The sequence below is a fragment of the Mycolicibacterium monacense genome (genome assembly GCF_010731575.1).
Lineage (GTDB): Bacteria > Actinomycetota > Actinomycetes > Mycobacteriales > Mycobacteriaceae > Mycobacterium > Mycobacterium monacense.
The window spans coordinates 4,990,013-5,009,224 of the sequence record NZ_AP022617.1; the positions used below are offsets into that span (position 1 = coordinate 4,990,013).

At 67.8% G+C, this 19,212-nt stretch carries 15 protein-coding genes; 6 read left to right on the forward strand and 9 right to left on the reverse strand.

What is annotated here, in order from left to right:
* Positions 1-2 precede the first annotated feature (2 nt).
* The 8 genes from G6N49_RS23815 to G6N49_RS23850 form a co-directional block, all read right to left on the reverse strand.
* The gene (locus G6N49_RS23815; RefSeq protein WP_011857583.1) at positions 3-1,037 is read right to left on the reverse strand and encodes a D-2-hydroxyacid dehydrogenase; all 1,035 of its coding nucleotides are present in this window, start codon (positions 1,035-1,037) and stop codon (positions 3-5) included.
* 27 nt (positions 1,038-1,064) lie between these two features.
* The gene (locus G6N49_RS23820; protein ID WP_235679577.1) at positions 1,065-2,024 is read right to left on the reverse strand and encodes an alpha/beta fold hydrolase; all 960 of its coding nucleotides are present in this window, start codon (positions 2,022-2,024) and stop codon (positions 1,065-1,067) included.
* 100 nt (positions 2,025-2,124) lie between these two features.
* Positions 2,125-3,480, reverse strand: coding sequence for a type III glutamate--ammonia ligase (gene glnT / locus G6N49_RS23825; RefSeq protein WP_011857581.1), 1,356 nt, complete (start codon positions 3,478-3,480; stop codon positions 2,125-2,127).
* Positions 3,481-3,694: 214 nt separating this feature from the next.
* Positions 3,695-5,830, reverse strand: a complete 2,136-nt coding sequence (locus G6N49_RS23830) for a DNA gyrase subunit A (RefSeq protein ID WP_011857580.1) — start codon at positions 5,828-5,830, stop codon at positions 3,695-3,697.
* A 10-nt stretch (positions 5,831-5,840) separates the two neighbouring features.
* Complete coding sequence (locus G6N49_RS23835; protein WP_011857579.1) at positions 5,841-7,874, reverse strand: toprim domain-containing protein; 2,034 nt, start codon at positions 7,872-7,874, stop codon at positions 5,841-5,843.
* 134 nt (positions 7,875-8,008) lie between these two features.
* Complete coding sequence (locus G6N49_RS23840; RefSeq protein ID WP_011857578.1) at positions 8,009-8,791, reverse strand: MerR family transcriptional regulator; 783 nt, start codon at positions 8,789-8,791, stop codon at positions 8,009-8,011.
* Positions 8,788-9,591, reverse strand: coding sequence for an alpha/beta fold hydrolase (locus G6N49_RS23845; protein ID WP_011857577.1), 804 nt, complete (start codon positions 9,589-9,591; stop codon positions 8,788-8,790). The genes G6N49_RS23840 and G6N49_RS23845 overlap by 4 nt, the downstream gene beginning before the upstream one ends.
* 40 nt (positions 9,592-9,631) lie before the next feature.
* Complete coding sequence (locus G6N49_RS23850) at positions 9,632-10,426, reverse strand: SDR family oxidoreductase (protein WP_011857576.1); 795 nt, start codon at positions 10,424-10,426, stop codon at positions 9,632-9,634.
* 142 nt (positions 10,427-10,568) lie between these two features.
* On the opposite strand from G6N49_RS23850, the gene G6N49_RS23855 reads away from it, so the two are divergent.
* On the forward strand, positions 10,569-11,174 hold the full coding sequence (locus G6N49_RS23855) for a TetR/AcrR family transcriptional regulator (RefSeq protein ID WP_456320112.1): 606 nt from the start codon (positions 10,569-10,571) through the stop codon (positions 11,172-11,174).
* A gap of 87 nt (positions 11,175-11,261) precedes the next feature.
* Entirely contained in the window at positions 11,262-12,197 is a 936-nt protein-coding gene (locus G6N49_RS23860; RefSeq protein ID WP_011857574.1) for a lysophospholipid acyltransferase family protein, read from the forward strand.
* A gap of 188 nt (positions 12,198-12,385) precedes the next feature.
* Here the strand turns inward: G6N49_RS23860 and G6N49_RS23865 are convergent, their stop codons facing one another.
* On the reverse strand, positions 12,386-13,318 hold the full coding sequence (locus G6N49_RS23865; RefSeq protein WP_011857573.1) for an LppW family protein: 933 nt from the start codon (positions 13,316-13,318) through the stop codon (positions 12,386-12,388).
* A 151-nt stretch (positions 13,319-13,469) separates the two neighbouring features.
* Here G6N49_RS23865 and G6N49_RS23870 point away from each other — a divergent pair, with 151 nt between their 5' ends.
* The 4 genes from G6N49_RS23870 to G6N49_RS23885 all read left to right on the forward strand — a co-directional run bounded on the left by G6N49_RS23870 (position 13,470) and on the right by G6N49_RS23885 (position 19,193).
* Positions 13,470-15,332, forward strand: coding sequence for a hypothetical protein (locus G6N49_RS23870; RefSeq protein WP_011857572.1), 1,863 nt, complete (start codon positions 13,470-13,472; stop codon positions 15,330-15,332).
* 52 nt (positions 15,333-15,384) lie between these two features.
* Positions 15,385-15,822, forward strand: coding sequence for a hypothetical protein (locus G6N49_RS23875; protein ID WP_011857571.1), 438 nt, complete (start codon positions 15,385-15,387; stop codon positions 15,820-15,822).
* 39 nt (positions 15,823-15,861) lie between these two features.
* On the forward strand, positions 15,862-17,466 hold the full coding sequence (locus G6N49_RS23880; RefSeq protein WP_011857570.1) for an FMN-binding glutamate synthase family protein: 1,605 nt from the start codon (positions 15,862-15,864) through the stop codon (positions 17,464-17,466).
* 86 nt (positions 17,467-17,552) lie between these two features.
* Positions 17,553-19,193 (forward strand): fatty acid--CoA ligase, encoded by a 1,641-nt coding sequence (locus G6N49_RS23885; protein ID WP_011857569.1) that lies wholly within the window; start codon positions 17,553-17,555, stop codon positions 19,191-19,193.
* Positions 19,194-19,212 lie beyond the last annotated feature (19 nt).

The window sequence follows — 19,212 nt, forward strand, 5'->3', positions numbered from 1 at the left end:
CCTCAGTAGCCCAGCGACAGGTCGACGACGTTGCGGAATTCGCGCCCGGCGACGAGCCGTTGCAGGTTGTCGACGAACACGTCCACCTGGCGGTCGCCGAGCAGCTGAGATGCGTGCGAATCGTGTGGGAAGACCATGGCTCCCGGCGCTTTCCACAGCGGGTCGTCGGCCGGCAGCGGCTCGGTGACGTGGCAGTCGATGAGCGCCCCGGACAGATGCCCCCGTTCGAGCGCATCGGTGAGCGCGTCGGCGTCATGGATGGCACCGCGAGCGACGTTGGCCACCCACCCGCCGGGCTTCAACGCCGCCAACGCTTTCGCGTCGATCAGTCCGCGGGTGGCCGGCGTCAGCGGCGCCGCGATCACCAGGTAGTCCGATTCGGCGAGCACGTCGTGCAGCTGTGCGGTGGGGACCGTCTCGTCGAATCCCTCGACTGCGTTGCCGCGCCGGTTGACGCCGATCGTCCGGATACCCAGCACGCCGGCGATCGTCGCCGTCCTGGCCCCGATGTTGCCGGTTCCGAGCACGGTCATGGTGGTGCCCGCCAGTTCACGCGCGGGAAGTTCCTTCCACTCCCGCGCGGCCTGGTTGCTCCAGCGTTCCCGCAGCATCTTCGCCTGTGCCAGGATGCCGGCGATCACGGTCTCGGCGATGGCGTTGGCCGCCACACCGGATGCGTTCGCCAGCACCACACCCTCGGGCATGATGTTGACGAGGTGCTCGGCCCCTGCGCTCATCGACTGCAGCAGTTTGAGATCCGGGTTGAACAGCTGTTGCAGGCCGGGCATCTTCAGGATGCCCTGCTCGATCTCGATCTCCTTCTTGGAGCCGCTGGTCTCGACCATGATCGCGTGCGGCGGCCGTTGTGGCGCCTTGCCGGCGTTGAGCTCCGAGACCGGGATGTGTTCGAGCCAAACGTCATCGGCGACTGCGGTGATCCGGTCCTTCTGCTCGGGAGTCAGCCAGATCCCCTCGTCGGGGTCCTCGGCGTTCTGTACTGCCTTGGGTAGACCTGCGACTACGACGTTGAGTGACACGCGTCTATTTCTCCTGCTCTCGGATCTCTACTTGATTGATGTCAAATGCGCTGCGGCGGCACGTGGTTGCACGAGCTCACGCAGGCAGGCGTCGACCACGGACTGTTCGTCGGCGCGGATCCCCGGCCGTCCTGCGATGTGCCCCAGCGGCGAGGCCAGCGGACGGACTTCGCCGTCGACGAGCCAGCCGGCCTCGAGGTGGTTCTCGGTGACGGTGAAGTACGTGTCGGTCACCGCGGGCATGAGGATCACCCGAGCCCGGATGCGGCCGAGCCGCCTGCCCAGGGCGTCGAGGCTGCCCCCGTCGTCGGCCGTGCGCCACATCCGCAGCGAGGCCATCAGATCGCCTGCGTGCATGCTCCGGTGATCCCGTCCCCACGCCTCGACCACGTCGGCAGGGCCGGCGTAACCGAATTCGCGGTACACCTCCTCGGCGAAGAACCGTTCGCAGTACGCCCACCCCGCGTAGACCCGGCCGAAGACGTCCAGCCGCTCCGGCGCGGAGGGGTCGTCGGCGTCGACGGTCCGGCCGCCGGTGGTGAGCGCGGCACCGACCGAGTCGAGGAACACCTGGTTGACCGGCGAACATCGCGCCGCCGAACACAGCGCGAACACCGTGGCGGCGCACTCGGGGTACCGGGAGGCGAACTCCAACGACTGCATGCCGCCCAATGACCACCCGGCGACCATGCGCAGCCGCTGCACGCCCAGGTCGTCGAGGACGAGTTTGGCTGCACGCACGCTGTCACCCACGGCGACGTCGGGAAAGCCCGCGGCCGACGTCGACGGAGACGACGAGACTCCGCCACCGAAATGATTGACGATGATGACGAAGTGCTCGCTCGGATCGAGCGGGCGTCCCGGTCCTATCCACGGTTGGTAACTGAGGTCGTCGCCGGTGTAGTAGGTGAAGAGCAGCACGGCGTTGTCACCGTCGGCCGACAGCGCCCCGTGAGTCCGGTAGGAGATCCGGGCATCATCCAGCACTGCACCCGACTCCAGCGAAAACGTCGGTACGCGAAGCTCTTTCCGTTCGCCGCGAGCGGCATCCATGGTCATCGATCTGGCGTCCGTCTGGTTGCGCAGCTCAGAAGAACTTGAGGTAGCGGTCGCGCTCCCAATCGGTCACGGCGGTGGCATAGGACGTCCACTCGCTGCGCTTGTAGTCGATGAACGACTGCCACAGCTTCTCCCCGCACACCTGCTTGGTGAACGGGTCGGCCTCGAACGCGTCCACCGCCTCCTCGAGAGTGCGTGGCAGCAGCGAGAGCCCACGCTTCTCGTACTCGCCGGCGTCGACCTCGTACAGGTTGTCGGTGTGGAAGTGCTCCAGTTCGAGCTGCTCGCGCACCCCTTCCAGGCCGGCGGCCAGCAGCAGTGCCGCCGCAAGATGGGGGTTGGCCGCCGAATCGACGGCGCGACACTCCACACGGCCGCCGCCGAGCGGGATGCGCAGCATGTTCGTGCGGTTGTTGTTGCCGCAGCTGGCGAAGATCGGTGCCCACGTCGAACCCGACATGCTGCCCTGGCGCACCAGCCGTTTGTAGCTGTTGACCGTCGGCGCGATGACCGCACAGATCGCCGCGGCGTGCCGGACGATGCCTGCCGCGAAGTGGTAGCCGATGTCGCTCAGCCCCGCCGCCCGTGGGTCGTCGGCGGACTCGAAGACGTTGTGCCCGTCGTCGAGCCCCGCCAGTGACATGTTGAAGTGCGCACCGGAGCCTGTGCGGTCGGCGAACGGTTTCGGCATGAAGGAGACGTACGCTCCGTGTCTGCGCGCGACCTCGTTGGCCATCAAGCGGAAGAACGAGACGCGGTCTGCCATCGACAGTCCGTCGGCGTAGGCGAAGTCGATCTCGAACTGGCCCTGCGCATCCTCGTGGTCGAATGAGTAGACATCCCAACCGAGTTCGTTCATGTAGTCGACGAGCTCCTGCAGCCAACCGAAGTTGTCCAGCAGCATGGGAACCGCGTAGCAGGGCTTCTCCAGCGTGTCGCGCTCGCTCAGCGCGCTCGGGCCTACGGGCCCGTCCTCGAGGACGAAGAACTCGGTCTCGACGCCCAGGTTGAACACATATCCCAACTCCTCGGCCGCTTTCATCTGCCGGCCCAGGATGTTTCGCGTCGATGCCTCGAACGGCTCGCCTCCGACGTAGAGATCGGAGAGGAACAGGGCGATGTCCTTACGCCAGGGCAGGACGAACCCCCGGTCCAGGTCGGGATGCGCGGAGAGTTCCTCGTCGCTGACGTCCTGCGGCAGGCCGTCCAACGCCGCCCCGGTGAACAGTTCCGAGCCTCCGGCCATCTGCACGAAGTGATCGATCGGCACCATCTTTCCTTTGATGTTGCCGTGCAGATCGGTGTAGGCAGCGATGCTGAACCGAACCCCGTCTTCCTTGAGCTGCTTGGCCATGACCTCGACCTCAGCTGCATCGCGCGCCATCGTCGACCCCTCATTCCTAGTTTCGATCAGTTATCGAAACCATAGGAACGGGTCATTTCTCATCTGTGGCGCGTACGTTAAAACGAGATTTCGGAGCGTCGGATCGTCTGGCGCCCGTGAGGGTCCGCGGTATCGCTGAAATCCAGCCGCATGAACCGACATTGAAGCCCGACGTCGCCGGGCGTCGACGTCTCGGCCGCGGTCCGCGAGCCGGCTACTCGGCCGGCGTCACCCCGTCACCGGAACCCTTGACGGACGCCTTGGCGCGGTTCTCGGCCCGCACCTTCTTCTTGCCGCGCATGAACCCGGTCGGCGACACCGACGCCGACAGCAGCGCATCCTCCCCGCCGACGAACGGGTGGAACCCGACCCCGGCGCCGCCGCGGCCCTTGACCGGGATGTCCGGCACTTCGGTGACCTTCCAACCCTTTTCGGATATCGACAGGATGGCCTCGTCGTTGCCGCAGGTCAGTGGCAGTGCGGCGATCACCGTGTCCATGGGGTCACCGGCCGCGAGCTTCACCCCGGCCACCCCATTGCCCGCCGCGCCCTGCGGATTCACCGCAGCCGGGTCGATGCGCAGGATCTTGCCGCGCCGGGTCACCAGTGCCAGATGGGCCCCGTCGGGCAGCACGCCCGAGCGCAGCAACCCGGTGATGTCCGGGGCCACCGGGATGTCGCGGATCTTGTAGGGCAGGCCGGCTCCGGTGGTGAACTTCACCCGTCCGTCGGTCCACACCGCCCAGCCCAGACCCGAGGTGAGCAAATCGCCGTGGCTGTCGGAGAACACACCACGGTCGTCGAGTCGCCAGGACGCGTTGACCTTACGTTCACGGGGTCCGTCGTCGGCGGCGCCGGTGGTGATCGGGGTGGCCTCGAAGTCCAGCACGGTGCGGCGGTCGAACTCGGGGCCCTTGAACAGCTTCGCGGTCTCCACCAACTCCTTGTCGATCACCACCCGGCGGGCATCCGGATTCGACACCAGTTCAGTGAGTTCGGCGAATTCGGCGTCCAGCCTCTCGGCCTCGGCCTGCAGTTCGATGACGTCGAGCTTGGTCAGGCGGCGCAGCTGCAACGCCAGCACGTAGTCGGCCTGGACGGCGTCGATGGCGAACCGGTCCTGCAGGCCCTGGCGGGCCTCGTCGACGGTGTCGGAGCCACGGATGACCGCCACTGCGGCGTCGATGTCCAGGTGGATCAGCATCAGGCCGGCCACCAGATGGCGCCGCGCGGTGACCTTCTCCAACCGGTACTCGCTGCGGTGCAGCACCACCTTGTCGCGCAGGGACAGGAACGCGGCGATCAGCTCACGGACCGACCACCAGCGCGGCACCCGGTTCTCGTCGAGGGCGACGAGGCTCGCGGCGAACGTCGACTCCAGCGGCGTCAGCGCCAGCAGCTGCTCGCGGATCTGCTCGGCGTTGTGGCCGCGCTTGGCGGTGACGACGATCCGCAGCCCGTTGCGGCGGTCGGTCAGATCCGACATGTCGGCGACGCCGGACATCTCGCCGGACTCCACCAGGGCCCGGATCCGTTCCTGCACAGTGTTGCTCGCGACACCTGGCGGCAGTTCGGTGATGACGCAGTTCTTCCCGTCGACGGTCACGGTGCCGCGCACCGTGAACTGACCCCGGCCGGTGGTGATGTACTCACGCAGGCCGGTTTCGCCGACCACCGTCGCGCCGCAGCCCCAGTCCGGGCCGGGTATGAGCTTGACCAGGCGGTCGTCGGTCATGTTCGGGGTCTTCAGCAGTGCGCGGCAGGCGGCCATGACCTCGCGCGGATTGTGGGCCGGGACCTTGGTGGCCCACCCTTCGGCGATCCCCACCGCACCGTTGCACAGCAGCACCGGCCACTGCGCCGGCAGGACGGTGGGCTCGGTCCACTCGCCGTCGAAGGTCGCCACCATGGGCACCGCGTGGCTGTCGAGTTCGGCGGTCAGCGCGGCGCCGGGGGCGGACAGCCGCATCTCGGTGTAGCGGTCGGCGGCCGGGATGTCGCCCTGGATGCGCGGGAAGGCGCCCTGTCCGTCGATGACCTTCACGCGCTGGAAGTCGGCGGCCATCAGCGCCGCCGCGCCGTACATCGATGCGCCGCCGTGCGGGTGCAGGTTGCCGGTGACGGCCGAGCAGACCTTCGAGGACTTCTGCGGTTTGTTGCCGGGCAGCAGTTTCGAGTCGTGCATCTGGTAGAGCAGACGGCGCTGACCCGGCTTGAGCCCGTCGAACGCCGACGGGATGGCGCGGTCGCTGACGCTGTAGAGCGCGAAGGTCAGCTGGTAGTGGTTCCAGTAGTCGTCGGCGCTCTGGTCGAGGACCAGGTCGGGGTTCTGCTCGATGATCGCGGTCACAGTGTGTCTCCTAGCTCAGGTCGAGCGCAGTGGTGTCGACACGGGAGGCCACATCGGCCATCCACGTGCGCCTGCCCTCTGGCGGCCCGCCGAACAGAGTGTGGTGCAACTTGTTCTCACTGTCATCGGGGTGCACGCGAATGACGGTGCGCCGCTGCGGATCCAGCACGGTGTTCCAGAAGTCGTCGGCGTCCATCTCGCCGAGGCCCTTGTTGCGCTGCACCTCGACCTTGCGCTTCGAGGTGGCTTTCATCTTGGCCACGGCGGCGTCGCGCTCGGACTCGTCCTGGCAGTAGATCCGCTGCGTGCCGTCCTTGACGACGAACAGCGGCGGCAGCGTCACGTACACCATCCCCGCTTCGACCAGCGGACGGTAGAAGTCGAGGAACATCGAGATCAGGCTGGAGTTGATGTTGCCGCCGTCGGGGTCGGCGTCGGAGGCGAACAGGATCCGGTCGTACCGGCACAGTTCGGGATCACAGTTGTCCCGCACGCCGCAGCCGAGGATGCGTTCGATCGAATCGAACTCGTCCTTGGCCCGCGCCTTGTTCAGCGCGAAGCCGTAGACGTTGGGCGGCTTGCCTTTCAGCGGGAAAGCCGCCTGGAAGGTGGCGTCACGCGCCGCCTTGATGGTACCGAGCGCCGAATCGCCCTCACACAGGAACAGTTCGGCACCCGATCCGCGTCCGGTCTCCCGGCTGGGCAGCAGTTTGGGCGGCAGCGACAGGTTCGTCCCGAGACCCTTGGCTTTCGAGGCGGCGCGCGAGCGTGCCTTCGCGCCTTCCGCGCTGCGGCGCGCCCTGGCGGACTCCAGCGCCAGCTTGGTCCACAACGAAACCGCGTCGCCGTTGGCGGGGTTGGCCGCCCAGATGGTGACGCTGCGTGCCACGTCGGGGGCCATCGCCACGTTCAGCGACCGCGACGACACCGCGGTCTTCGCCTGGGAGTCCCAGGCGACATCGGGTGCGCGGGTGTCCACGGCGAGAGCGGTGACCGCGGCGAAATCCTGTGCCTCCGGCCCCTCTTCGCCTTTGGCGAGGCCCAGGTCCCGCATCCGGGACGCGCGATCGGCCAGCGCTTCGGACAGCCCTTTCATCGCGGCGGTCAGATGGGAACCGCCGCCGGGGGTGCGCACGGTGTTGCAGAACGCGGCCACCGTCGCCGGTTCGGCCGGGCCGGCGGTCAGCGACCAGCGGAACGGGGTGGGGCCGCGACCGGTGGTGTATTCGCCGCGGCCCTCCACGACCGCGCGCACGCCGGGCGCGGGTGTACCGGCCGCGGTGCACATCAGATCCAGCAGCGTGTCCGTGCCCCACGGGCCGGTGAACGGTTCGAGCAACGCCGGCGCAACCTCGTCGCCGGGCCAGCCTTCGTCGATGACGCTCAGGTGCACGCCGGGTGACATCCGGGCCGCGGCGTGCGCGCGCAGCAGCACCTCGCCGATGTCGATCTGGGAATCCGGCACGACGGCGGGGTCGAACAGGATGCGGACCGTGGTGCCGTGCACGTCGGGCTTGCGGTTGCCGGTGCCCCGCAGCTTCTGCGTGTCGGCGCGGGTGAACGGGGCGTCCGGGTCGAAGTCTTTGCCCTCGAACACGCCGGGGTAGCCGCGGCCGAAGCTCTGCAGGTAGGTCTTGCCGGCCCGGCGCACGGTGACGTCGGTGCGCGCGGAGATGAACACCGCTGCGGCGGCGCCGATTCCGTTCAAACCGGCCCCGGTGCTGGCGGCATCGGTATGGGCGGAGAACTTCCCGCCGGCCCGTGCGGTGCCCAGCGTCTTGACGATCCCGTTCTTCCCGTTCACCGGGTCGGAGTCGACGGGCAGACCGCGGCCGTCGTCGGCGACGCCGACCGAACCGTCGTCGTGCAGGGTGATCGTCACCGCCGAGCCGCCGTGGCTGGGATCCGCGACTTCCTCGATGGCGTTGTCGATCAGCTCACGCAGCGCGGTGTTGAGCACGTCGAGTCCCAGGTTCACCGCCGGCCGCAGGCGTGTGTGCTGGACATCATCGAGTTCGGTGATGTCGGCGGCGGTGTAACTCAACTGCTGATCCTTTTCATCGATGCCGTCAGGCGTGCCGCAGGCATCGTAGACGCCGGCACCGACATCTTCGTGGGAGCACCGCTGCAGAATCGGAGCGAAATCCGCCCCCTCGGCACATCCAGGGCGGCCGGCGATTATTGGTGCGGGATGTCGATACCCGCGGAGCGCAGTTTCGCCTCGACCAGGGTGGTCAACCGCGCCAGGGCCGGCGCCTCGTCTTCGCCGTGGTGGTTGAGCAGGCCGTACCGGGTGACGTCCGTTCGGGCCTGAAGGCCATTCGACACGGCGAGCAACGCGGGGTTGGCGAGGAAGCGGGCGGCCATGGCGGTTGCGAGTTCCTCGATGCGGGGGTCATCTGGATCCAGGTCCTTGGCGGACCAGAACTGCTTCACCAGGTCGACGAATTGGGGGTCAGTGAGGGCGTTTTCAGCCTCGGTGAGGTATTCGGAGAAGCCGTCGGGGACCAGTGCCCTGACCAGCACCAGGCTCTCGCGGAAGAGCGCCACCGCGTCGGGGGTGAAGCCCAAGACGATGGTCCGGTCCAACAGTGCGCATGTCTGGTCGGGCAACAGGGTCAGATCGTCGCTGGTCAGCCTGTCGAGCAGGTCGCGGCGCGCGATCAGCTCATCGACCCGCTCGGTCAGCTGTCGTTTGACTGCGGCCAGGTGGCCGGCGAACTGCTCTGGATCGGCGGTGAGCAATGCGCCGATGTCGGAGAGCGGTACGCCGGCCTGGGCCAGCGTCCGGACCTGGATCAGCCGCAGCAGGTCGGACGACCCGTAGCGGCGATATCCGGCACCGTCACGGGGCGGTTCGTCGAGCAGGCCGATCCGGTGGTAGTGGCGGACCGTCTTGATCGTGACGCCGGCGAAGGCCGCTGCTCGGCCGATGGTGACGCCAGCAGTGTTGGCGGTCAACGACTTTGGCGGCCGAAGGCGGCGACTTCGCGTACCGCCCGGGCGATGGCGCGGAAATCCTTGCGCACGATCGTGCCGTGGTTGCTGTCGACCTTCGCGCTGACAGCGAGGTTCGGGTTGCGGGCGAGCACCGGTCTCAGGGTAGTGCGCATGCGCTCCTGTGCGTTGTCTTTGCTTCCGAGGTACTCGCCGGAGGCGACGACGTACCGGACCGGGACGGTCACGCTTTCCAGGATCGGTTCGAGCGCGGCGTGGATCTTGTGCGCCTCGATGTTGATCTCGGCATGCTGGTCCGCACTCATCCTCGCGGCGTTGCCGATGAGGCGCGCCATCGGCAACACCCACCGATACCTACGGAAGGACCGCCTGATGTATTCATGGTCGGCCTCATCGGTCCAGCCATCCGGGTAGGGGCCGTCGACGCCGACCACGCCGGCGACGCGGCTCGGGTGTCGCGCGGCCCACTGCACCGCGATCAACGCGCCGTAGGACCAGCCCACCAGGATCGGCTCGTCCACTTTTCTGGCTCGCAGGACGGCGTCGAGATCCCGGACGGTGGCCTCGAAGGAGTAGTCCGCTGATCTCGTCGACTTGCCGCGCGCGCGTTCGTCGTAGGTGATGTGCCGCCATCCCGGTCCCAGCTCGTCGATGACGCGCCGCCAGTGTCGCTGGCTGCCGTAGGAACCGTTCAGGTAGACCAGGGGGACACCAGTCCCGCCGCTGTCGGTCGCGGCCAGGGCGGTGTCTTCCACCGGCACCATGCCACGCCAGGCCGAGGTGGTCGCGTGTGGGTTCGTCATGCGACCAGCGTCGACCCTGACCCAAGGGCAGAGTCAACGGCTATCTGGTCTGCATCTGGCCGCCATCGACGAGGAGGTCGCTCGCGGTGATCCACGCCGCCCGGTCGGAGGCGAGAAATGCGATGGCCTCGGCGATGTCGGACGCTTCGCCCTTCCGGCCGAGCGGGATCGGCATGCCACCGGCCGCTGGGCTGTCGACGTCCCCGGCCTCGGTGAGCGCTCGTCGAATGGCATCCGCACCCGGTGAGGCGACGTTTCCGGGGGTGATGGTGTTGACCCGCACTCCGCGCGGCCCGGCTTCGGCGGCAAGGCCTGTGGTGTACGTGGCCAGGGCCGCTTTGGCGCTGGCGTAGTGCAGCATCGTCGACGACGGACTCAGCGTCGCGGCCGAAGACACATTGATGATCGAGCCCTTGCCGCGGGCGTACAGCGCGGGTAGCAGTGCGGCATTGAGCCGGACGGCGGCCAGGAAGTTGATGTGGAGATCTTTGACCCACTCGGCGTCGTCGATGTCGAGGACGCCGCCGAGATGCGGTGTCGACGCTCCGGCGTTGTTGACGATGATGTCGATGTCGCCGAGGACATCCCGGGCACGTCGAGCCAATTGGTCGACACCGTCGACAGTGCTCACGTCGGCAACCACGTACTCCACCCCCGAGGGCAGTGACTCCGGTTGTGCGCGACCGGAGGTGACGACGCGAGCTCCCCCTTTGACGAACCGGGCCACGGTGGCCGCGCCGATGCCCTTGCTGCCGCCGGTGATGACGGCGGTCTTGCCGGCGAGGTCCAGGATGGGTGCGGTGGGTACTTCTGGAGCGACGATCGGGGTACTCATGAGGCATCTCCTTCGGGGTTTGACGATCACCGGCGGCCACGCCACCGAGCTGTTATGTACTGTCTAGTACACAACTAGAGCCGCCGCAACCGGGTCCGGGCAAGTTATGTACCGAAGTGTCGTCAATGAGTATCATGCGGGTATGGCACGTCCCCGTAAATTCGATGAAGCGGAGGTCGTCGAGGCCAGTCGGGATCTGTTCTGGGATCAGGGATACGCCGCGACGAGCATCGACGACCTGAGTGCCGCCACCGGATTGGGTCGCGGCAGTTTCTACAAGGCGTTCGGCGACAAGCACAGCATGTTCCTGCGCAGTCTGGAGTTGTACTGCACCGAAGCCCTCGACGGCATCCGCGCCGAACTCCGCAACCCGGACTTGTCGGCCTACGACCGTCTGGTCGGCCACGTGCGGGGCACCGCCGCGGGCGTGGCTTCCGACACCGATCGCCGCGGCTGCCTGCTGGCCAAGAGTGCGGCGGAACTGTCCGCCACCGACCCGGCGGTGGCCAAGCTGGTCAAACGCACGTTGGACGGGTGGCTGCGGGAACTGACGGCCACCATCGTCGCGGCCCAAACCGACGGCGACGTCCCGGCCGACACCGACGCCAAAGCGATGGCCAGCCTGCTACTGGTCGTGCTGCGCGGGATGGAGGCACTGCGCAAGGGTGGGGCGTCCGCGACGACGGTCAAGTTGGCCGCCGAACAGGCCATCGCCTTGCTCGCGGTGCCGGCACCCGTCGCCGGCTAGCTCCGCGAGGCCACCGGTCCACCTCCACAGCTGCTTCACAGGTCCCGTCGCGTGTGACGCCCCCCACAGTGCGGGTACCCGACCGGAATGGCCGACACCGACCCCCGTCCCACCGCCGTCCGCGAGCAGTCCCGACAGCACGCAGACGAAGCCCGCCGAAAGATGTCCGAGCGGCGCAGCGCACACGACGGTGGCATCAACGGTTGGCTCAACGAGCGGGCCGGCCGGTGGGACTTGAGCGGGCAGGACGAGGCGACGATGCAGCGCCAGAAGTACCTGTGGAACTTTCTGGTGGACCACTGGTTCCGGATGGAGTTCGACGGCTGGGAGAACCTGCCCGACCCGCCGGTGCTGCTCGTCGGCATTCACTCGGGCGCCCCGTTCGTCTGGGACGCCTGGACGGTCGGGGTGCAGTGGTGGCGCCGGTTCGGCCAGGAGCGCCCGCTGCACGGCACCGCTCACGATGCGCTGATGGCGATCCCGCTGATCGGCCGGTACTTCCGGGCGATGGGAGTACTACCCGCCGCGCCCGACTCGATGGCCACGGCGCTGGCGGAAGGCCGCGACGTGGCGGTCTGGCCGGGCGGTGAGGTGGATTCGCTGCGGCCGTGGGTCGAGCGTGACGTCGCGAATCTGGCAGGCCGCGCGGGCTTCGTCCGCATGGCGATCAGGGCGGGAGTGCCAATCGTTCCGATCGCGACGGTCGGTGGGGCCGACGCGATGCCGGTGCTGATCCGCGGTGACCGGCTGTCGCGCGCGCTGCGGTTGGACAAGATGTTGCGGCTCAAGGTTTTTCCGCTCGCGGTGTCGTTGCCGTGGGGTATCGCGCCCGCGGCGCTACCGCAGCTGCCGTTGCCCGCCAAGATCCGCACCCGGCTGATGCCCGCCGTGTCGATCGATCACGATCCGGACCGCGCCGAGGACGACGACTACGTCGAGCAGAAATACCGGGAGGTTCAGGACAGCATCCAGCGCGGAATGGACGCGCTGGCCCGCAAGCGGGCGTTGCCGCTGTTCGGCTGAACCTCCGCGGACGGCGTGACCCCCGAAAGAACGGGAGTCGGCTCAGGACGTGCTGCGGGCGCTGCGGGAGAGGGCGCCGTGAAACAGCCGGCCAATCGGGACGCACTCTCCGAACTCGCCGACCGGACGCTGCGCGAATTGAGCGCGGCGACCCGGGCTTTGGGGTGACGACACGGGTATCGGTGCCGTCAGATCCTGCCGCCCGGGAACATCGTCTTGACGGCCTGGGTCATGGTCTCGCGGGCGGACGCGTCGTCGTCGGGGTCGAGCGAGCTGATCGCCATCACGTAGCGGCGGTCGGGCCCGATGACGCCGGTCGACACGTGCAGTTGATTGGCGCCGTTCCAGCAGCAGAACCAGCCCTGCTTCACCGCGACCGGCTCCGCATAGAGGCCCTCGGGGATGCCGAACCGCTGCGGGTATCCGTCGGTTCCCGTCGGGGTGGACTGCGCGAGATTGCCGATGATCACGTCGGCCTGTTCGGAGGGGAGCCCCCCGGTGCCGTCCAGAAGCATGCGGTAGTAGCGGACGAGATCGCCCGCGGTGCTCTGCGTGACATCCCAATGTGCGTTGTAGGGCGCCGTGGTACCCGTCAACCCGTACCGCGCCACCACGCGCGCGATGATGGCGTTCTGACCGCCGCGGTCCCAGAACATCTGCGCCGCACTGTCATCGGAGGAGCGCAGCATGATGTCGAGTGACTTGCGGTCGGCAGCGGACAGTTTCGTCTCACCCTGGGACTCCTGCAGCAACAGGTCGTCGGCGATGAACAGCTTCACCACCGATGCGATCGGGAAAGAGTCGTCGGCTCCGTCTGACACGATCTGGCCGGTGGTGCGGTCCAACACGACGGTGTTGATGTCGGCACCGGACTCGGCCGCGTTCGCGGTCGCTTGACGGACGCGGGCGTCGAGCCCGTCGAATTCTGCCGTCGGCTGGGCGGGTGGGGCTTCGGGCAGCACCGGACGCGGGGCCTGCGGAGCGGTGACCGTTGCCTGCGGCGTGTTCACATCCGCCGGCGGCATACCCGAGACCCGTGCCTCACACCCGTTCACGAGCAGCGCCACGCAAGCGAGCGCGATACTCGCCATCGCCCTTTTCGGCAGCCGCCGCCGACCCATGAACCCCTCCAACACAGTCTGAACCAGGGGAGCGGGTCAACGCTGAGCCCGCCGCTTCCCTCCAGCGTAATCAACCGGCGCAGACGTGCGAGTCGGCCGCAAACACCCGCGCTTCAGGGTCGGTGCCGGCGAATCCCGAGACCGGCCCCACATGACAATGTACGTTGTCACCGAGGCGCCGCCGTGGCGCCAGGGGGAGCGGGCTGCAGTGGAGCAGGTCAAGCAGATGAGAGGCCGCCAGGACGGCAGGCTGTTGCGCTACGGCCTCGCGGCGATCGCAGTCGGCGCGTGGGTGGCGTGCGCACCCGCGCAGGGGACGGCGTGGGCCGACACCCCGGCCTCCGACACGACATCGAGCACGGCCGACACCGACCCGAAGCCCAGCGACGCGACCACCAAGGTCGACCCTCAGGCGCAGGACTCGGCCGCGGACGCGGACACGAAGGACGAGTCGAAACTCGAGGAGCCGGATCTCGATGCCGAGATCACGGACCCCGACGTCGACGAGCCCACAACCACACCAGAGCCGCCCGCGGAACCCGCTGACCCGCCGGAGCCGGTCCCGGCCGAGCCCACCGACACCGCCGTCGACGAACCGGTCACCACGCAACCGGTTGTCGAGGAGACGAATTCGAGCACACGGGAGAGCGATCCACCGAAACAGGAACCGCCGCACGCCGAAGTCGAGGCGAACCCGGCGAAGGCGCGCGCTGCCGAAGAAGTACACACCGCCGCTGTCGCGACGCTCACCCCGGCGGCGAAGGTGCTCGCTCTCGACGCTCTGACCCCCGCGTCCACACGGATGGACACCACAGCGCCCGCGCCGGCCGCCGTCGTCAGTCCCACCGTCGACACGACCCCGGCCCCGGCCCCGCCGCAGCCGCTGTCGCCGATCGCCGAACTGCTCGAAGTGCCCGGCCGGGTGGTCAACGCGGTGTTGCAGGTATTCGGCTTCACCACGTCGGCGAACGTGCCCGTCAGTCCGATCACGTTCGCGCCGATCAACGATGCGATCTTCGGCGCGTTCCGCGAACTGGAGCGACATCTGGGACTCTGGCAGACCCCGGCCCCGCAACCGGTGGTCCCCACCATGACCTACACCGGCGATACGACGAGGCCGACTCCGACTGTCGCGCAGTTCCTCAACGCATCCGCGGCCGGATACGTGCTCGGGTCGACGCCCGGTGGCCTGGTGCCGCTCACCGTCGACGGATTCCAGATGTCTTCCACCAACGTCTTCTCGGGCATGGTGGGTAAGGCCTGGGTCACCCCGGAGGGGCAGGTGATCATCGCTTATCAGGGCACGACGGGCGGGTCGCATCTGCTGTTCAACCCGCTCATCACGATCGCTCAGGTGCTGGCCGACCTGCAGGTGGTGTTCACGGGCACAACGCCGTTGGCGTTCCACGATGCCCTCGATTTCGCCGAGCAGGTTCGTGCCGAGGCCGCCCTGCAGGGTTACAGCGACGAGGACATCTTCGTCACGGGTCATTCGCTCGGCGGCTGGGAGGCGCAGTACGTCGCGCAGCAGACCGGCCTTGCCGGCGTCGGCTTCGAGGCCCCCGGCATCAACACCGTCGTTCCGGGCAACGGTGCCGACTCGATGTTCGTCAACATCGGTACCTACGGGAGCTCGGCGCCGTACATGTCGACGGATCTGCCCGGGCTGCAACCGTTCATGCCGCCGTACGTCCCGGGCGGCGGCGCCAAACCGCACTATGGCCCGATCATCATGATCGGCGATCCCACCGCCATGACGCCGCTGTACAACGCATCCCAGCTGTGGGGTACCAGCCCGATCGGCAGTGCCGTGTTCCTCGTCGACTACCTCATGAACTTCTTCCAGTACCACCTGCCCGGTGTGCAGGCCTATCACCTGGACGTCACCCCCGATCCCGGCATCGTGCTGTGGCTCGGCACCGCCCGCGGACCGGTCCACACCGGCTACGGGGACCTGACGATCCCGCAGCTGATGAAGGCCGCGTCGGACGACGGGATCCTGTTCCGGCCCTGACACCCGGCGACCATCCGCTAACGCGGCGCTGCCGTCCGCCGATGACAGGGGCATGGCTCTGTTCCGTCTTGCCGGCGCCCTCGCCGTGGGGCTGATGGCGCCCTGGCTGTCGGTGTCGCCGGCACACGCCGAGACCTACGCGCAGCTCGGCGCCGTCCCGGTGGTGGCGTCCCCGTCGTGCGCCGGCAGCGTCAGCGCCGAGGCTCAGCTGACCCCGGTGCAGGTCGACGATCGGGTGGAGGACGGTGTCCGCATCGCGATCCACTACGACGCCGGCGTCTACGACGGTTCCTGCGCGCTCACCGTGACCGCCGCGTGGGCGAATCTCGACACCGGCGCCTCGGGAAGCGGCGACATCACCGCGGTGTCGACGATCGACGGGCATTACGGGTTCATCGGCTACGCGAACACCACCTTCGAGACGGGGCGCGGCACGGTGGTCTTCACGCTCAATTCGCATCCGGAAGCCGAAATGGTGATCACGGTCTAGATCGGCTGTGCCGAGCCGGAATCTGGCAGGGTGATCCGTATGAAGAAGCGGACGCTTGCCGTGCTGGCTCCGGCGGCAACACTGGCCGGCGTCGCCCTACAGGATCTGATCCAGAAAGAGCATGCGTTACGGCGCAATTTCCCGGTCCTCGCCCGGTTCCGGTACCTGTTGGAGTCGATCGGGCCGGAATTGCGCCAGTACATCATCACCAGCAACGACGCCGAGCGGCCCTTCAGCCGCGACCAGCGGCGCTGGGTGTACACGTCGGCCAAGAAGGAGAACAACTACTTCGCGTTCGGCACCGACAACGACACCGAGAACGCCGCCTATCCGATCATCAAACAGGCCACCTTCTCCGACGTCGTGCCCGCCTCACCGATACACGGCCGGGACATCGACCTGCCGGGCGCCAAGGTGCTGGGTGGCCCGCGCGGCCGCCGGCACGCCTTCCGTCCGGCATCGGTGGTCAACGTGTCGGCGATGTCGTTCGGGTCGCTCAGTCCGCAGGCGATCGAGGCGATCAACAAGGCGGCCAAGATCGCCGGTTTCTGGCACAACACCGGTGAGGGTGGTCTGTCGGATCATCACCGCCAGGGTGGGGACCTCGTGTTCCAGATCGGCACCGGCTATTTCGGTTGTCGCGACGAGCACGGCAGGTTCGATCTCGACCGTCTGGTGGATGTCGTCGGGTCCGGCCCGGTGCGCGCGATCGAGATCAAACTGAGCCAGGGGGCGAAGCCCGGTCTGGGCGGGCACCTGCCGGGCGCCAAGGTCAACGCGGAGATCGCCCGCATCCGCGGCGTCCAGGAGGGGAAGGACGTCGCGAGTCCCTCTCGGCACACCGCATTCCGCAACGTCGACGAGATGCTCGACGTCGTCGAGCGGATCGCCGAGACCACCGGCCTGCCCGTCGGAATCAAATCGGCGGTAGGGGGTTTGCAGTTCTGGCACGAGTTGGCCGACCAGATGGCCGACGGCCAACGGGGCGTCGACTTCATCGCGATCGACGGCGGCGAAGGCGGCACCGGTGCGGCACCGCTGGTGTTCGCCGACCACGTGTCGTTCCCGTTCCGGCTCGGCTTCGCCGAGGTCTACGGTCTCTTCGCGCGCGCGGGTCTGCACGACCGCGTCACCTGGATCGGGTCCGGAAAGCTCGGTCTGCCCGGCAATGCGATGGTGGCGTTCGCAATGGGGGTCGACCTCCTCAACGTGGCTCGCGAGGCGATGCTCGCCATCGGCTGCATTCAGGCGCAGAAGTGCCACACCGACCACTGCCCGACCGGTGTCGCGACGCAGAACCCGTGGCTGGCGCGTGGCCTGGATCCAGAACAGAAGGCCCATCGACTGGCCAACTACGTTCTGACGTTGCGCCGTGATCTGCTGAAGGTCTCCGAGGCGGCCGGGGTTCGCCACCCGGCGATGGTGGGGCCCGCCGACATCGAGATCCTCGACGGCGATCGCGGACACCGGACACTCGCCGAGGTCTACGGCTACCAGCAGGGGTGGGGTGTGCCCGGCCCGGAGATCACCCGCGACATCGACGAGTACATGTCCCGGTATGACGATCGGCCCGGCACCGACGAGGTCGTCGAGCACGCGCCGCTCGAGGTGGCGACCGAGCCGAATCAAGCCACCGAACCGTAAATCCCCATCGCCGAACCGTCCGGAACCTGTGTGCGGACGCGCTAGCATCGCGCCCAACTGACCTCAACGGCGAAGGCGGTACAGCGATGTACAGCACCATGCAGGACGTCCCGCTGACAGTCGCCGCGATTCTGCGGTACGCCGCCACAGTCCACGGCGACCGAACGGTGACGACCGCGACGGGAAACGGTGGTTACCGGCACGCCACCTACCGTGAGGTCGGACAGCAGGCGGCCCGACTGGCCCATGCGCTGCGCCGGCTCGGGATCGAGGGTGACGACCGCGTCGGGACGTTCATGTGGAACAACCAGGAGCATCTGGAGGCCTACGTCGCGGTGCCCTCGATGGGCGCGGTGCTGCACACGCTGAACATCCGGCTGTTCCCGGAGCAGATCGAGTTCGTCGCCTACGAGGCCGAGGACCGCGTGCTGATTGCCGATCTGTCGCTGGCGCCGGTGCTTGCTCCGGTGCTGCGCTCGCTGGAGACCGTGCACACGGTGATCGCCGTCGGTGAGGGTGACCTGGCGCCGTTCGAGGAGTCGGGCAAACGAGTGGTGCGCTACCACGAGGTGACCGCCGCCGAATCCGACGAGTACGACTGGCCCGACATCGACGAGAACTCCGCTGCCGCAATGTGTTACACCAGCGGAACCACCGGCCACCCGAAGGGCGTCGTATACGGGCACCGGTCGAGCTACCTGCACTCGATGGCGGTCTGCGGGGGCAACGGACTCGGGATGAGCTTCTCCGACAAGGCGCTGCCGATCGTGCCGATGTTCCACGCCAATGCCTGGGGTCTGCCCTACGCCGCCCTGATGGCCGGAGCTGACCTGGTGCTTCCCGACCGCTTCATGGACGCCACGTCCCTCGTCGACCTGATCGAGACGCAGCGGCCGACTGTCGCCGGTGCGGTACCCACAATCTGGAACGACGTCATGCACCACCTCGACCAGAACCCCGGCCACGACATCTCCTCGCTGCGGCTCGTCGGCTGCGGCGGGTCGGCGGTGCCGGTGTCGCTGATGAAGGCGTTCGAGGAGAAGTTCGGCGTGCAGATCCGGCAGTTGTGGGGGATGACGGAGACGTCCCCGGTTGCGACGATCGCGTGGCCGCCGCCGGACACCCCCGCGGAGAAGCACTGGCAGATCCGCAGCACCCAGGGCCGTCCGCTCTGCGGTGTGGAGGCCCGCATCGTCGACGACGACGGTGCGGTGCTGCCCAACGACGGTGAGTCAGTCGGTGAACTCGAGGTCCGCGGGCCCTGGATCACCGGGTCCTATTACCGCAACACCGACGACTCGAAGTTCCAGTCGGGTTGGCTGCGCACCGGCGACGTGGGCCGTATCGATCCGCAGGGTTACATCACCCTGACCGACCGCGCCAAGGACGTCATCAAGTCCGGCGGTGAGTGGATCTCGTCGGTGGAGTTGGAGAACCACCTCATCGCGCATCCGGCGGTGCGAGAAGCCGCCGTGGTCGGGGTGCCCGACGAGCGTTGGCAGGAGCGGCCATTGGCGGCGGTCGTCGTCCAGGAGGGTGCCCAGGTGGACGCTGACGAACTGCGGAACTTCCTGGCCGACAAGGTTGTCCGGTGGTGGCTTCCCGAGCGCTGGACCTTCGTCGACGAAATCCCACGCACCAGCGTCGGTAAGTACGACAAGAAGGTGATCCGGGCGCGCTACGCGGACAACGCATACCAGGTCGCCGACCTGCGCGAGCACACGTAGCGGAGCGCACCGTGGGCTC

Coding starts and splice junctions, on each gene's coding strand:
- glnT (WP_011857581.1), bottom strand. CDS start 3,480: ATGGCGCGCGATGCAGCTGAGGTCGAGGTCATGGCCAAGCAGCTCAAG.
- G6N49_RS23845 (WP_011857577.1), bottom strand. CDS start 9,591: ATGACGAACCCACACGCGACCACCTCGGCCTGGCGTGGCATGGTGCCG.
- G6N49_RS23850 (WP_011857576.1), bottom strand. CDS start 10,426: ATGAGTACCCCGATCGTCGCTCCAGAAGTACCCACCGCACCCATCCTG.
- G6N49_RS23855 (WP_456320112.1), top strand. CDS start 10,569: ATGGCACGTCCCCGTAAATTCGATGAAGCGGAGGTCGTCGAGGCCAGT.
- G6N49_RS23860 (WP_011857574.1), top strand. CDS start 11,262: ATGGCCGACACCGACCCCCGTCCCACCGCCGTCCGCGAGCAGTCCCGA.
- G6N49_RS23865 (WP_011857573.1), bottom strand. CDS start 13,318: ATGGGTCGGCGGCGGCTGCCGAAAAGGGCGATGGCGAGTATCGCGCTC.
- G6N49_RS23870 (WP_011857572.1), top strand. CDS start 13,470: ATGACAATGTACGTTGTCACCGAGGCGCCGCCGTGGCGCCAGGGGGAG.
- G6N49_RS23875 (WP_011857571.1), top strand. CDS start 15,385: ATGGCTCTGTTCCGTCTTGCCGGCGCCCTCGCCGTGGGGCTGATGGCG.
- G6N49_RS23880 (WP_011857570.1), top strand. CDS start 15,862: ATGAAGAAGCGGACGCTTGCCGTGCTGGCTCCGGCGGCAACACTGGCC.
- G6N49_RS23885 (WP_011857569.1), top strand. CDS start 17,553: ATGTACAGCACCATGCAGGACGTCCCGCTGACAGTCGCCGCGATTCTG.